This window comes from Pseudomonas sp. FSO-7, from assembly GCF_059579345.1.
On the sequence record NZ_CM184193.1, the window covers coordinates 1,240,535 to 1,255,344 of the forward strand.

The 14,810-nt window shown below is 62.2% G+C and carries 15 protein-coding genes; 12 read left to right on the top strand and 3 right to left on the bottom strand.

Annotation, left to right across the window (positions count from 1 at the left end):
* Positions 1–93: 93 nt before the first annotated feature.
* From lysS to AC515T_RS05295, 6 genes are all read left to right on the top strand, one after another.
* Entirely contained in the window at positions 94–1,596 is a 1,503-nt protein-coding gene (gene lysS / locus AC515T_RS05270; protein ID WP_496531682.1) for a lysine--tRNA ligase, read from the top strand.
* Positions 1,597–1,697: 101 nt separating this feature from the next.
* Positions 1,698–2,414: a TetR/AcrR family transcriptional regulator gene (locus AC515T_RS05275; RefSeq protein ID WP_496531683.1), complete on the top strand. Its 717-nt coding sequence runs from the start codon at positions 1,698–1,700 to the stop codon at positions 2,412–2,414.
* A gap of 151 nt (positions 2,415–2,565) precedes the next feature.
* Positions 2,566–3,120: a hypothetical protein gene (locus AC515T_RS05280; protein ID WP_496531684.1), complete on the top strand. Its 555-nt coding sequence runs from the start codon at positions 2,566–2,568 to the stop codon at positions 3,118–3,120.
* A 36-nt stretch (positions 3,121–3,156) separates the two neighbouring features.
* Positions 3,157–4,434 carry a flavohemoglobin expression-modulating QEGLA motif protein gene (locus tag AC515T_RS05285; RefSeq protein ID WP_496531685.1) on the top strand — a complete coding sequence of 426 codons (1,278 nt, stop codon included), beginning with the start codon at positions 3,157–3,159 and terminating at the stop codon, positions 4,432–4,434.
* Positions 4,435–4,583: 149 nt separating this feature from the next.
* Positions 4,584–5,489: an alpha/beta hydrolase gene (locus AC515T_RS05290; RefSeq protein WP_496531686.1), complete on the top strand. Its 906-nt coding sequence runs from the start codon at positions 4,584–4,586 to the stop codon at positions 5,487–5,489.
* A complete protein-coding gene (locus tag AC515T_RS05295) occupies positions 5,486–5,815 on the top strand; it encodes a PA3694 family proteiin (protein ID WP_496531687.1) in 330 nt (109 codons plus the stop codon). Before AC515T_RS05290 ends, AC515T_RS05295 begins: the two co-directional genes overlap by 4 nt.
* 204 nt (positions 5,816–6,019) lie before the next feature.
* Here AC515T_RS05295 and lptF read toward each other — a convergent pair whose 3' ends face one another.
* The 3 genes from lptF to AC515T_RS05310 form a co-directional block, all read right to left on the bottom strand.
* Positions 6,020–6,808 carry a lipotoxin F family OmpA-related lipoprotein LptF gene (gene lptF / locus AC515T_RS05300; protein WP_496533076.1) on the bottom strand — a complete coding sequence of 263 codons (789 nt, stop codon included), beginning with the start codon at positions 6,806–6,808 and terminating at the stop codon, positions 6,020–6,022.
* Positions 6,809–6,859: 51 nt separating this feature from the next.
* Positions 6,860–7,273 carry a DUF4398 domain-containing protein gene (locus AC515T_RS05305; RefSeq protein WP_003198164.1) on the bottom strand — a complete coding sequence of 138 codons (414 nt, stop codon included), beginning with the start codon at positions 7,271–7,273 and terminating at the stop codon, positions 6,860–6,862.
* Between the two features lie 282 nt (positions 7,274–7,555).
* Positions 7,556–7,900, bottom strand: a complete 345-nt coding sequence (locus AC515T_RS05310) for a hypothetical protein (RefSeq protein WP_003198166.1) — start codon at positions 7,898–7,900, stop codon at positions 7,556–7,558.
* Positions 7,901–8,080: 180 nt separating this feature from the next.
* Here AC515T_RS05310 and ppc point away from each other — a divergent pair, with 180 nt between their 5' ends.
* From ppc to AC515T_RS05340, 6 genes are all read left to right on the top strand, one after another.
* Positions 8,081–10,711, top strand: coding sequence for a phosphoenolpyruvate carboxylase (ppc, locus tag AC515T_RS05315; RefSeq protein WP_496531688.1), 2,631 nt, complete (start codon positions 8,081–8,083; stop codon positions 10,709–10,711).
* Between the two features lie 291 nt (positions 10,712–11,002).
* A complete protein-coding gene (adk, locus tag AC515T_RS05320; RefSeq protein WP_496531689.1) occupies positions 11,003–11,650 on the top strand; it encodes an adenylate kinase in 648 nt (215 codons plus the stop codon).
* A gap of 92 nt (positions 11,651–11,742) precedes the next feature.
* A complete protein-coding gene (gene tsaB, locus AC515T_RS05325; protein ID WP_496531690.1) occupies positions 11,743–12,420 on the top strand; it encodes a tRNA (adenosine(37)-N6)-threonylcarbamoyltransferase complex dimerization subunit type 1 TsaB in 678 nt (225 codons plus the stop codon).
* Between the two features lie 354 nt (positions 12,421–12,774).
* A complete protein-coding gene (locus AC515T_RS05330; RefSeq protein ID WP_496531691.1) occupies positions 12,775–13,083 on the top strand; it encodes a hypothetical protein in 309 nt (102 codons plus the stop codon).
* Complete coding sequence (locus AC515T_RS05335; RefSeq protein WP_496531692.1) at positions 13,083–13,943, top strand: DUF72 domain-containing protein; 861 nt, start codon at positions 13,083–13,085, stop codon at positions 13,941–13,943. Before AC515T_RS05330 ends, AC515T_RS05335 begins: the two co-directional genes overlap by 1 nt.
* 33 nt (positions 13,944–13,976) lie before the next feature.
* Entirely contained in the window at positions 13,977–14,798 is an 822-nt protein-coding gene (locus AC515T_RS05340; protein ID WP_496531693.1) for an isocitrate lyase/PEP mutase family protein, read from the top strand.
* Positions 14,799–14,810 lie beyond the last annotated feature (12 nt).

Below are 14,810 nucleotides of genomic sequence, written 5' to 3' on the forward strand. Positions count from 1 at the left end.
GCGGGCGGGCACGCTTTCACCAACAAGCGCGTCTCGCCCGCAAACTCCGGCCCGGGCCGGGGGCAACGAACCTGTGATGGAATCCTTAAAGACATGAGCGACCTAGAACTCGACCCGCAAGCCCTGCAACAGGAAGAAAACTCCCTGATCGCCCTGCGCAAGGAAAAGCTTGCTGCCGAGCGCGCCAAGGGCCAGGCCTTCCCCAACGACTTCCGCCGCGACGCCTACTGCGACGTCTTGCAGAAGCAGTATGCGGACAAGACCAAGGAAGAGCTGGCCGAGGCGGCGATTCCAGTCAAGGTGGCCGGTCGCATCATGCTCAACCGTGGTTCGTTCATGGTGATCCAGGACATGACCGGGCGCATCCAGGTCTACGTCAACCGCAAGACCCTGCCGGAAGAAACCCTGGCGGCCGTCAAGACCTGGGACCTGGGCGACATCATTGCCGCCGAAGGCACCCTGGCCCGTTCCGGCAAGGGCGACCTGTACGTCGAGATGACCAGCGTGCGCCTGCTGACCAAGTCCCTGCGCCCGCTCCCGGACAAGCACCACGGCCTGACCGACACCGAGCAGCGCTATCGCCAGCGCTACGTCGACCTGATCGTCAACGAAGACGTGCGCCAGACGTTCCGCGTGCGCTCGCAAGTCATCGCCCACATCCGCAGCTTCCTGATGAAGCGTGACTTCCTGGAAGTCGAGACGCCGATGCTGCAGACCATCCCTGGCGGTGCGGCGGCCAAGCCGTTCGAAACCCACCACAATGCCCTGGACATGGAAATGTTCCTGCGCATCGCGCCGGAGCTGTACCTCAAGCGGCTGGTGGTCGGTGGCTTCGAGAAAGTCTTCGAGATCAACCGCAACTTCCGTAACGAAGGCGTTTCGACCCGGCACAACCCCGAGTTCACCATGCTCGAGTTCTACCAGGCCTACGCCGACTACGAAGACAACATGGACCTGACCGAAGAACTGTTCCGCGAGCTGGCGCAGCTGGTCCTGGGCAGCACCGACGTGCCGTACGGCGACAAGGTGTTCCACTTCGGCGAGCCGTTCGTGCGCCTGTCGGTGTTCGACTCGATCCTCAAGTACAACCCCGAGATCACCGCCGCCGACCTGCAGGACATCGACAAGGCCCGCGCCATCGCCAAGAAAGCCGGGGCCAAGGTGCTCGGCTTCGAAGGCCTGGGCAAGCTGCAAGTGATGATTTTCGAAGAACTGGTCGAGCACAAGCTGGAACAGCCGCACTTCATCACCCAGTACCCGTTCGAAGTGTCGCCACTGGCCCGTCGCAACGACGAGAACCCAAGCGTGACCGACCGTTTCGAGCTGTTCATCGGTGGTCGTGAAATCGCCAACGCCTACTCCGAGCTCAACGATGCCGAAGACCAGGCCGAGCGTTTCATGGCCCAGGTGGCCGACAAGGACGCCGGCGACGACGAAGCCATGCACTACGATGCCGACTTCGTGCGCGCCCTGGAGTACGGCATGCCGCCGACCGCCGGCGAAGGCATCGGCATCGATCGCCTGGTGATGTTGTTGACCAACTCACCGTCGATCCGGGATGTGATTCTCTTCCCGCACATGCGGCCTCAAGCGTAAGTGCTTCAACTAAAAAGCCGCCTGGAAGGGCGGCTTTTTATTGCCTGTCTGGTACAAACGTATCAATCGGTTACTTTTTCAAAGAGCGAGGAAGACCTGTCGTGAATCGTGCAATGGCTTCAGAAGGTGCAGCGGGCGTCGCCACGGCTGTCGCTGAAAGTGTTCAGTACCAGGGCCGCAAGGCCAGCCGACAGGGCAGTGAGCAGCGTCGCCAGGAGATTCTCGATGCGGCCATGCGCATCGTCGTGCGCGATGGCGTGCGCGCGGTGCGGCACCGTGCGGTGGCCGCTGAAGCGGGCGTGCCGCTGTCGGCCACCACGTACTATTTCAAGGACATCGATGACCTGCTCACCGACACCTTCGCCCAGTACGTGGAGCGCAGCGCGGCATTCATGGCCAAGCTGTGGACCAACAACGAAGGCCTGCTGCGGGAAATGGTCGCCTATGGTGACGGTAGCGCCCAATCGCGCTCGCAACTGGCGGACGACATTGCCCGGATGACCGCCGACTACGTGCGGCATCAACTGGACAGTCGTCGTGAATACCTGATGGCCGAGCAGGCCTTTCGCCAGGAAGCCCTGCTCAACCCGCGCCTGGCGGAGTTGGTGCGTTCACACCAGCAGATTTTGCTGCATGGCACGTGTCAGTTTTTCCAGGTTTTGGGCTCCCGCGAGCCGCAACAGGATGCCAAAGTGTTGACGGCGATTATCGGACGGATGGAATATCAGGGCTTGCTCAATGGCGCCGAGCCGGTAGCCGATGAAGATATGCTCGGCATCCTGACCCGCTACATGCACCTGGTACTGGCGTCGGTGTAGTCCCTTTGTGGGGGCCACCACCGTCCTTGTGGCGAGGGAGCTTGCTCCCGCTGGGCTGCGCAGCGGCCCCTTTTTGTGAGTGCTGCGCACTCAAGCGGGAGCAAGCTCCCTCGCCACCAGGGCAAGGCAACATGTGCCATAGGGAGTTCAAATGAAAGCCTGGCGTGCCGTTGTACTGGCCGTGTCGTTGCTGCTGCTCAGTGGCTGCCTGGTGTCGTTCAAGGCGCCGTTGCCTGACAGCGAAGCCGCACCCCCGGGCCTGGTCGGCCACTGGACCAGCACCAATGCCTGGGGCGAACCGTTGAACCTGGAGCTGACGCAGGTCGGCAAGCACCGGTACCAGGCCATCAGCTACTTCCGGACCAGGCCCCATGAGCGCGAAGCCATTCCCCTGACCGTCTCCCGTCACGGCAGCCGCTGGTACCTGTCGGCCAAGGTGCCGGCCCGCTATGGTGGGCATTTCCTGATCGCCGGTTTCGAATTGACCGATAAACAGGAACTGGTGGTCTACAACCTGGACCTGGAGCAGATCAACCAGGCCATCGGCCAGAAGATTCTCAGCGGCCAGCCGAACCAGAGCGAAGAGGGCGACGGCGTGTTGGTGGAGAGCGACATGAACACGGTGTTCAGCTACCTCGACGACCCGGCCAATTCCGATGTGTTCTCGGAAGCCGTGCGTTACCAGCGACTGACCCAATCCCAATAATTGCTACAAGCGGACGTTTTTTCACAGGAGTTCCGGGTGGACGATTACCAGCAGACGATACGCACCTTGTCCGATCGCATTGTGCTGGCGCAAACGCCGATTCGCATCCTCGACGCGGTGAAATGGGACGAGAGCATCCGCAAGGGGTTTCTCAAGGCCAAGGGCAAGGAAATGCCCGCGGTGGATCGCGACTATTACCTCAACCGGCCACTGTCCTTCGATTCCAGCAAGGTGAAGCTGGAGTTCCAGAACATCGAGCGTGACATCACCCGCCAATTGGGGCAGTTCAACCCGGTTGGCCAGATCATGCGTCGCATGTGCAAGGAGTATCGCATGGTGGTGCGCATGCTCGAAGCACGCGGCACCGAGGATTTCGGGCTGATTTCCCAGGAATTGTACGGCGCCGCTTCCGACGCCTTTCATGCTGGCGACCCGACCCTGGCGGACTTGGGCCTGATGCTGTCCGACTACCTGAACAATATCGACGGTCGCGGCGACCTGAAGGATGAGCCGAAGATCCTCACCGCCAAGGACGCCGTCAGCCTGTTGCAACATCGCCTCAACCGGGTGTTCGGTGAAGCCGAGGAAACCATCCGGGTGTTCGAGTCCGATGGGATTGTGGCCGATGCGGCGGCGGGTGCGGACTACATCAAGATCCGCACCGATGCGATGTTCAACGACCGCGATGTGCGGGCGCTGGAGGTCCACGAAGGGCTGGTGCACGTTGGCACCACCCTCAACGGCCTGAACCAGCCGATCTGCACCTTCCTGTCCAAGGGCCCGCCCTCGTCCACGGTGACCCAGGAAGGCCTGGCGATCCTGATGGAAATCATCACCTTTGCCTCGTACCCGAGCCGCCTGCGCAAACTGACCAACCGCACCCGGGCCATTCATATGGTCGAGGAGGGCGCCGATTTCCTGCAGGTCTTCGAGTTCTTTCGCGAGCAGGGTTTTGAAATGGCCGAAAGCTACGGCAACGCCAGTCGGGTGTTCCGTGGCTCGGTGCCGACCGGGCTGCCATTCACCAAAGACTTGTCCTACCTCAAGGGCTTCATCATGGTTTACAACTACATTCAGCTGGCCGTGCGCAAAGGCAAGCTGGAGCAGGTGCCGCTGCTGTTCTGCGGCAAGACCACCCTCGAGGACATGCGCACGTTGCGCCAGTTGGTGGACGAAGGCCTGGTGGTGCCGCCCAAATACCTGCCCGAGCAGTTCCGCGACATGAACGCCCTGTCGGCCTGGATGTGTTTCTCCAACTTCCTGAACCACCTGAGCCTGGACCGGATCGAAGCGGATTATTCCAATATTCTTTAATCACAACACCCACCCCCTGTGGGAGCGAGCTTGCTCGCGATAGCGACAGGACAGTCAACACCGCTCTGACTGATCTACCGCTATCGCGAGCAAGCTCGCTCCCACAAGGGGGCTGTGTATAACTTCTGATTTTTGCGAGGCTTCACCGGATGCGAACCCTCGGCATCATCTGCCTGTTGCTGGCCCTGAACGGTTGCAGCTCACTGCTGTTCTACCCCGAGCGCGGCCTGCCGTTTACCCCGGAGCGGGCCAAGCTCGAGTACCGCGACGTCACCCTGACCACCGCTGACGGCCTCAAGCTCCGGGGCTGGTGGCTGCCGGTCAAACCCGGCGTGGAGGTCAAGGGCACGGTGCTGCATTTGCACGGCAACGGCGGCAACCTGGCCTGGCACCTGGGCGGGAGCTGGTGGTTGCCGGAGCAGGGTTACCAGGTGTTGATGGTCGACTACCGGGGTTACGGCGTGTCCGAAGGCGAGCCGAGCCTGCCGGCGATTTACCAGGACATCGACGCCGCGTTCCAATGGCTCGACCAGTCGCCCGACGTCCAGGGCAAGCCACTGGTGTTGCTCGGCCAAAGCCTGGGCGGCGCGCTGGCGGTGCATTACCTGGTCGAACATCCCCAGCGCCAACGGCAGCTCAAGGCCCTGGTGCTCGATGGCGTGCCCGCAAGCTACCGCGACGTCGGGCGTTTTGCCCTGAGTACGTCGTGGCTGACCTGGCCGTTCCAGGTGCCGTTGTCCTGGCTGGTGCCGGACGGTGACAGCGCGATCAGTTCCGTGGCGCAATTGAATGGCGTGCCGAAATTGATCTACCACAGCCTGGACGATCCCATCGTGCCTCTTTCCAATGGCATCCGCCTGTATCAAGCTGCGCCGCCACCGCGGGTCCTGCAATTGACGCGCGGCGGCCATGTGCAGACATTCGCCGACCCGACCTGGCGCACCGTGATGTTGCGCTACCTCGACGACCCCCGGCACTTCGACGGCCTGCGTCGCCTGGGCGAGGTTCCGAACTACCCGAAATCACCCGTTGAATCACCAGAGAACCCGCAATGAGCGAAGAACGTAACGCCATCCCCCTGATCATCACCGGTATCTGCAGCATCCTCGGCACCGTCGCGGCGCTGTGGTACTACGGCTACCTGCACTTCGCCAAGCCCGAGGACGCGTTGCTGCTCAACCAGTTCACCATGCTCAAGACCGTGCCGGGGGAGGACTACAAGGTGTCCCTGGAACCGGCGCCCCAGGTCGCCCAGTGCATCGACGGTGTGCTGGTGTTGTTCGACACCGAGCAGAAAGGCTTGACCGGTGTACTGATCAACGAGAAGAAACGCGCGGTGCGCTGCATGGGCCAGGAGACGCCGCAGAAGCTTCAGCCGTAATCCAATCCCAAGGACACCACCATTCCCCTGTGGGAGCGAGCTTGCTCGCGATAGCGGTGGATCAGTCAACACCTAGGGCGACTGACCTGCCGCCATCGCGAGCAAGCTCGCTCCCACAGGGAATGTGTACAGCCAAGTCTATTCGTCCATGAAAAAGCCCCGCCTGACGAAATCAGGCGGGGCTTTTTTGTTGCACTCAGCCGATCAGTTGGCGCTCATGGTCGAGCGCGGGGCCACTGGCTGGTTGTCGTTGGAGATGGTCACTTCCACGCGACGATTCATCGCACGGCCCGAGACGCTGGTGTTGTCAGCCACCGGGAATTCCTTGCCGTAGCCCTGGGTCACGATGCGAGCCGGGTCGACGCCCATCTTCACCAGTTCGGTGCGCACGGAACTGGCGCGGCGTTCGGACAACGACTGGTTGTAGGAATCCGAACCGGTGCTATCGGTATAGCCTTCGATGATCACCTTGCGGTCGGGGTTTTCCTGAAGGAACTGCGCCAGTTTGTTCACATTGACCAGGCCGTTGGCGCGCAGGTCGGACTTGTTGGTGGCAAACAGCACGTCGCCGAAGGTCACCAGCGTACCGCGTTCGGTCTGCTTGGCGTTCAGGCTGTCCTGCAGTTGCTTGATCTGCGCGTTACGCGCGTCGAGCAGCGCACGGGCGCGTTGGTCGCCAGCGTTTTTCAGTTCAGCTTCGGCGTTGCGCAGGGCGATGGTCTGCTTGGCCACTTCGACGCGCTGGTTGGTCAGGTAGGCCAGTTGGTCGACCTTGGCTTCGTCTTCCTTGTCCAGGTAGGCCTTGTCGGCCTTGGCCAGGAAGTCCGCCGCGTCTTTGGTTTCCAGGGCCGCCACTTTAGTCGCCGCCGGATCGGCCTGCAGGCCGTTGTAGTTGGTGCGCGCCTGTTCCAGGTTCGCGTTCGGGTCATGGGAGCAAGCGGCCAGGGCTACGCAGGCAGCGAGCAGGGCGGGCATCATCAAGTGTTTGTGCATCATAGTCTGTCGTCCTTTTATCAATGAGAAGTACGTCGTGGCGTGAACGGTTTACTGAACCTTGTTCATGCCTTCCTGACGCAGTTCCTGAACCCCTTTCTGAGAATCCTTGAGTGCTTGTTCGGCCTTGGCGGCCTGGGCCTTGCGCTCGGCGACGCGGGCATCCCACTCGGCCTGTTCGGCCAGTCGCTTGGCTTCGTCGTACTTCTTGTCATGCATGGCGATTTCGGCTTGCTTGAGCTTGTCCTGGGCCGATTTCATTTCCACGGCGGCGAATTCGGTACCGCCGGCGCTGACGGCGCTGTTGACCGCCGATTGGGTCACCGCGTACTGCTCCGAAGGTGGATTACCGGCGCAACCGGCGAGAATGAAGCTGCTACCGATCGCCAGGGCAGCCAACTTCAAGCCGCGCAGGCCAGTGGATGAGGGTTTGGCAGTGCAGGTATTCATAGGCTTCAACTCCATTGGAAAACTCCTGAAAAAACGACAAATCCATGCTGGGACCGAAACCGTGACGTCTGGTTTGGCGTTGGCGCCAAGGCGCGTTTATTTAAACAACCGTTCCAGTATGGTTACTCGGTGTGACCCGAGGCGTTTTTCAAAAGTTCAGCGAAGATGGCCATTCGCCAAAAGAATTGCTGACTGATCGGTCAGTGGCAGAAAAGCTGAACTTTCAAGGCGCGCAGGGGTATCGCGGCGCGGGTGGAAAGGCCCCGCGCCGGAAAACCGCACGTTGGAATGGAGGAATCAGTGTTTGGATTTGTCGTTCTGCGAGGAAAGTTCGTGCAGGTGCCGACGGGACAACGCGAGGAATCGCGGGGTCGGGCCCACGTCTTCGTACAGCGGGTCACCTTCTTCATCGGTGGCGACGACTTGCGAACCCTTGATGTAGGGAAAGCTGGCTTCCAGCTCTTCCAGCGCCGCCCCGATCAGCTCGCCCAGCAGTTCCTCGGGCTGGCGCTTGGGGTACATGTCGCAGATCGCTGCCAGGCGCGCGGCGGCTTCCACGTCCAGATGGATCGTGTAGCCGGTCTGGGTCAGGCGACCCTTGGCGTTTTCTTCCCAATGCTGGGCAAGCTCACGAATTTTCATGATGACCTCAATCAGCCTGCTCGTGGCAGGCGCGGTGAGTGACAAGCCGTTGTGTGGCTTACTCATCAGACTAGCTTTGTTGAACAAGGTTTAAAGTCCCTTCGTCGCTTGTCATAAGCGGCGGGCATCGGCACTCTCTAAGCCAAGAGCTGTCCGGACTTTTTTGCTGGAGAAATGCTGATGACCGATATCGATGCCCGCTTGCGCGAGGATGTCCACCTGCTCGGCGAACTGCTGGGCAATACCATCCGCGAACAATACGGGGACACGTTTCTCGACAAGATCGAGCAGATCCGCAAGGGGGCCAAGGCTGACCGACGTGGTTCCGTGGATGCCGAACTCAGCGCCAGCCTCAACCAGCTGAGCGAGGACGAATTGCTGCCGGTGGCGCGGGCGTTCAACCAATTTCTCAACCTTGCCAACATCGCCGAACAGTACCAGCTCATCCATCGCCGCGAAGAATCGCAACCGGCGCCCTTCGAGGCACGGGTCCTGCCCGAACTGCTCGCCCGGTTGCGTGCCGAGGGCCATGGCGCCGAGGCCCTGGCCCGGCAGTTGGGGCGGCTGGAGATCGAACTGGTCCTCACGGCCCACCCCACGGAAGTGGCTCGCCGTACGCTGATCCAGAAATACGACGCCATCGCCGCGCAACTGGCGGCCCAGGATCACCGCGACCTGACCAGCGCCGAGCGCGCGCAGATTCACGAACGCCTGCAACGCTTGATCGCCGAAGCCTGGCACACCGAAGAAATCCGCCGCACCCGGCCGACCCCGGTGGATGAAGCCAAGTGGGGGTTCGCGGTGATCGAGCATTCGCTGTGGCACGCCATCCCCAATTACCTACGCAAGGCCGACCAGGCCCTGCACGCCGCCACCGGCTTGCGCCTGCCCCTGGAGGCCGCGCCGATCCGCTTTGCCTCGTGGATGGGCGGCGACCGTGACGGCAACCCGAACGTCACCGCCGTCGTGACCCGCGAGGTGCTGTTGCTGGCGCGGTGGATGGCGGCGGACCTGTACCTGCGGGACGTCGACCAACTGGCGGCCGAACTGTCCATGCAAAACGCCAGCGAGGCCTTGCGTGCCCAGGCCGGCGACAGCGCCGAACCGTATCGCGCCGTGCTCAAGCAACTGCGCGAACGCCTGCGCGCCACCCGCAACTGGGCGCACGCCTCCTTGAGTGCCGCCACGCCACCCAGCGCCGAGGTGTTGCAGCACAACCGCGAACTGTTAGACCCCTTGGAGCTGTGCTACCACTCCCTGCACGAGTGCGGCATGGGCGTGATTGCCGACGGGCCGTTGCTCGATTGCCTGCGCCGGGCGGTGACCTTTGGCCTGTTCCTGGTGCGCCTCGATGTTCGCCAGGACTCGACGCGCCATAGCGCCGCCATGACGGAAATAACCGACTACCTGGGCCTGGGCCGTTATGAGGATTGGAACGAGGAGCAGCGCATCAGCTTCCTGCTCGAGGAACTGAACAACCGGCGTCCGCTGCTGCCAGCCCATTTCAAGCCCTCGGCCGACACGGCGGAAGTGTTGGCGACATGCCGGGAAGTGGCGGCGGCGCCGGCGGCGTCCCTGGGCTCCTACGTGATCTCCATGGCCGGCGCGGCTTCCGATGTCCTCGCCGTGCAGTTGTTATTGAAGGACGCCGGCGTGTTGCGACCGATGCGGGTGGTGCCGCTGTTCGAGACCCTGGCCGACCTGGACAACGCCGGGCCGGTGATCGAGCGGTTGTTGCTGCTGCCGGGCTATCGTTCACGGCTGCAAGGGCCCCAGGAAGTGATGATCGGCTATTCCGATTCGGCCAAGGATGCCGGGACCACGGCGGCGGCCTGGGCGCAGTATCGGGCCCAGGAGCGGCTGGTGGACATCTGCCGCGAGCAGCAAGTCGAACTGCTGTTGTTCCACGGTCGCGGTGGCACCGTGGGCCGTGGTGGCGGTCCTGCGCACGCGGCGATCCTGTCCCAGCCTCCGGGCTCGGTGGCCGGGCGTTTCCGCACCACCGAGCAAGGTGAAATGATTCGTTTCAAATTCGGCCTGCCGGACATCGCCGAACAGAACCTCAATCTTTACCTCGCCGCGGTGCTTGAAGCGACGTTGCTGCCACCGCCGCCACCCACGCCGCAGTGGCGGGGCTTGATGGACGAACTGGCGGCCGACGGCGTCAGTGCCTACCGCGCCGTGGTACGGGAGAACCCGCAATTCGTCGAGTACTTCCGCCAGTCCACCCCCGAGCAGGAACTCGGGCGCCTGCCCCTGGGCAGCCGTCCGGCCAAGCGTCGCGCCGGTGGTATCGAAAGCCTGCGGGCGATTCCGTGGATCTTCGGCTGGACCCAGACCCGCCTGATGCTGCCGGCCTGGCTCGGCTGGGAGACCGCACTGAGCAAAGCCCTGGAGCGCGGCGAAGGGGAGTTGCTGGGGCAGATGCGCGAGCAATGGCCGTTCTTCCGGACCCGCATCGATATGCTGGAGATGGTGCTGGCCAAGGCTGACGCCGATATCGCGCGCTCTTACGACGAGCGTTTGGTGGAACCTGGGCTGTTGCCTTTGGGGGCGCATTTACGCGACCTATTGTCGCAGGCGTGCTCGGTGGTCCTTGGCTTGACCGGCCAGTCGCAGCTACTGGCACATAGCCCAGCCACGCTGGAATTCATTCGCCTGCGCAACACCTACCTCGACCCGTTGCACCTGTTGCAGGCCGAACTGTTGGCACGCTCGCGGCAGCAGGATGTGGCCCAGGGCAGCCCTGTGGAGCAGGCGTTGCTGGTGTCTGTGGCGGGGATTGCCGCCGGTTTGCGTAATACCGGCTAACATCAGGCGACGCAGCGAAACGGCTCGTCCGGCGTTCCCGGGCGTTGTCCGTCGGGGGAGGGGGCAGGTCGAGCAGGCGACAGTTTGTCGTTCGGTTACGACGCTCGCCACCCCCTCCGAAGGTCGTATCGGGCGCGGGTTCCTCCGACTTTCGGCGGCTTGTGTGGGTCGGGCCTGCTGTGTATCTTGATCAGCCTTTGGCCGTTTGGGCGGTCACGATCCAGTTTTTCGAAGATTGGCCCCACGAGGCGAATCCGAGCGTTTTACATAAAAAAATTGAGGAGCACATCGATGCGCGTCATTCTGCTGGGAGCTCCCGGGGCCGGTAAAGGTACTCAGGCAAAGTTCATCACCGAAAAATTCGGTATCCCGCAAATCTCCACTGGCGACATGCTGCGTGCCGCGGTCAAGGCGGGCACGCCACTGGGCGTTCAAGCCAAGAGCATCATGGATGCCGGCGGCCTGGTGTCGGATGACCTGATCATCGCCCTGGTCAAGGATCGTATCGCTCAACCCGACTGCGCCAATGGCTTCCTGTTCGATGGCTTCCCGCGCACCATTCCCCAGGCTGAAGCCTTGGTGTCTGCTGGTGTCGAGTTGGATGCGGTGGTTGAAATTGCCGTCGAAGACGAGGAAATCGTCCAGCGCATTGCCGGCCGACGCGTTCATGAGTCTTCCGGTCGCGTTTACCACACCGTCTACAATCCGCCGAAAACCGAAGGCAAGGACGACGTGACAGGTGAAGACCTGGTGCAACGCAAGGACGACACCGAGGAAACCGTGCGTCATCGCCTGTCGGTCTATCATTCCCAGACCAAGCCGCTGGTGGATTTCTATCAGAAACTGTCGGCCGCCAACGGCAAGCCGAAGTACAGCCATATCGAAGGCGTCGGTTCGGTTGAAGCGATCACTGCCAAGGTGCTCGCAGCCTTGAGCTGAAAAGTCTGATCAGCTGCATCAACTACGGCCCGCTTGCGGGCCGTAGTTGTTTATACTGGCGCACTTTTTTCACCTGATTGACGGATACATCGATGAGCACCTTGCTGGCCCTGGACACCGCGACTGAAGCTTGCTCCGTTGCCTTGCTGCACGACGGCAAGGTCACGAGCCATTACGAGGTGATCCCGCGCCTGCATGCGCAGAAACTGTTGCCGATGATCCAGCAACTGCTGAGCGACGCCGGGACGACCTTGCAGGCGGTGGACGCGATTGCCTTCGGTCGCGGGCCGGGGGCTTTTACGGGGGTGCGCATTGCCATCGGTGTGGTGCAGGGGTTGGCGTTTGCCCTGGAGCGGCCGGTGTTGCCGGTGTCGAACCTGGCGGTGTTGGCCCAGCGCGCCCTGCGTGAACAGGGCGCTCACCAGGTCGCCGCGGCCATCGATGCGCGCATGGACGAAGTCTACTGGGGCTGCTATCGCGAAACCGACGGCGAGATGCGCCTGGTGGGGGCCGAGGCGGTATTGCCACCCGAGGCCGCGGCGTTGCCAAGCGGGGCCGACGGTGACTGGTTCGGCGCCGGCACAGGTTGGGGTTACGGCGAGCGCATCGGTGTCAGCCTGATCGGCCAGGACGCCTCAATGCTGCCCCATGCCGAAGACCTGCTGGCCCTGGCCCGCTTCGCCTGGGAACGCGGCGAAGCCATCCCGGCGGACGATGCGCAGCCCGTTTACTTGCGAGACAAAGTCGCAACGCCGAAATCCGAGCGGTAACTCGACAGCAACAAGTGTTCAAGCGAGCACCGTTGTGGCGAGGGAGCTTGCTCCCGCTGAGGCGCGAAGCGGCCCTAAAGTCTCATTCGCACCGTTTCTGGTCAGGTATTGGGGCTTCTTCGTAGCCCAGCGGGAGCAAGCTCCCTCGCCACAAAAGCGTTGGCCTTCCCAAAAAAGCGGTGCGCTCGCAAAAGTCATTTGCACCTTCAAAAGTCACACCCAATACTGCCAGTCGTCACTTTTTCAGGCCGTTTTTAAACCTTTTCGACTTTATGTGCTCTAGTTATCACTTGCGCATTTGCGCGGCTGCGAAAGTGCCGCTAAATTGCCATCATTGATACCGAGCATTCTGTTATGCGTATAGACGGCGTTTCATCCCAGTCCTATCCCATCAAGCGTCGGCCTCGGGCGGGTAAAGCCACTGAGCCGGAAAACTTCGATGACATCGACGGCGACCTGGAATTTCCGTCCGAGGAGCAACTGGCCTCCCGCGCCGCCAAAGCTTCCGCGCAACGCCTGAGCAATCTCCCCGCCCGTCAGCAAGACATGCTTTATCACCGCGCAATGAGCCGCAGTGTCGCTACGGCCCTGGCGAGCTACCTGAGCACTGCCGGTTTCGTCGATTGGGATATGGAAGTGCTGGGACTCGATCTCTACATCTGATGGTCTTGCCTTACTACCTGGGCTGTCCGTCCTGGAGCGAAAACGCCTGGCGCGATTACCTTTATCCCCAGGACGCCAAAAGCACCGACTTCCTCAATCTCTATTCCCAAGTGTTCAATGCCGTGGAAGGCAATACGACCTTCTACGCCAGCCCGTCTGCGGCCACGGTCCAGCGCTGGGCCGAAATCATGCCCGAGCACTTTCGCTTCACCGCCAAGTTCCCCGGTGACATCAGCCACAATGGCGACTTGCGCGAACGCCTGACGGCCACCGAAACCTTCCTGCAACTGCTCAGCCCGTTGGGCGAGCGCGTTGCGCCGTACTGGCTGCAACTGTCCAAGGCCTTCACTCCGAATCGGTTGGCGGAACTGGCAGGGTTCATCGACGCTTTGCAGCGCCCCTTGGCCGTGGAGGTCCGTCACGATGAGTTCTTTGCCAAGGGTGACGCCGAGCGACGCCTCAATCGGTTGTTGCTCGATCGCGGCGTCGAACGCATCTGCCTCGATCCTCGGGCCTTGTTCAGTTGCACCTCCCCTGATCCTGCTGTGCTCCACGCACAATCGAAAAAGCCCCGCGTGCCACCCCGGCCCGCGGCGTTCACCCAATGCCCGCAAGTGCGCTTCATCGGCCATCCGGTGCTCGAAGCCAACGAGCCGTTCCTGACGCCCTGGGTAGAGAAAATCGCCGAGTGGATCGAAGAGGGGCGCACGCCTTATATCTTCCTGCACACCGCCGACAACCGGCTGGCGGCCCGGCTCGCACAACGCTTTCACCAGCGTTTGATGGATCGATTGCCTGGCTTGCCGGCCCTGCCTGCGCTATATAGAGAGCCCGCCGCCGAGCAACTGGGTTTGCTCTGAGGCCCACTCCCTCTCTGCTCAGGAGCGAACTACATGGAAGCGCAAATTCGTCGAGCCCAGGCGTTCAAGGCCTTGCACGAACGCGAAGGGGCGTTTGTCATTCCCAACCCGTGGGATGCCGGTTCGGCCAAGATGCTGGCCAGCCTCGGCTTCGAAGCCTTGGCGACCACCAGTGCCGGTCACGCCTTTTCCTTGGGCCGACCCGATGGCGCGTTGGGCCTGGATGACACCCTGGCTAATGTGCGGGCGATTGTGGCCGCCACTGACCTGCCAGTGGCCGTCGACCTGGAGAACGGTTTTGCCGATGCCCCCGAGGACTGCGCGCGTAGCCTGCTCCGGGCGGCAGAGGCCGGTGCGGTGGGTGGTTCGATCGAGGATGCCACGGGGCGCGAAGACAGCCCGATCTATTGCTTCGACCATGCGGTGGCGCGGGTCAAGGCGGCAGCCGAGGCCGTGCGCAGCTTGCCGTATCCCTTTCTGCTGACGGCCCGGGCGGAAAACTTCCTGCATGGCAACCCGGACCTGGACGACACCCTTCGCCGCCTGAAGGCCTTCGCGGACGCGGGGGCCGACGTGTTGTACGCGCCGGGGCTGAGCAGCGCCGAGCAAGTGCTCGCCGTGGTGCGGGCCGTGGCGCCGAAACCGGTAAACGTACTGATGTCCGGGGCGCTGGACCTGACCGTCGCGCAGTTGAGCGAGTTGGGCGTCAAGCGCATCAGCGTCGGGTCGGCGCTGGCCCTGGCCGCGTATGGCGAGTTCTTCCGCGCCGCCGAGGAAATCCAGGGGCAGGGCACCTTCACCTTCACGCGCCGCTCGATGCCGTTCAAGCAGGCCAACCAATTATTCAAGGGTTGATGCCCGAGGCAA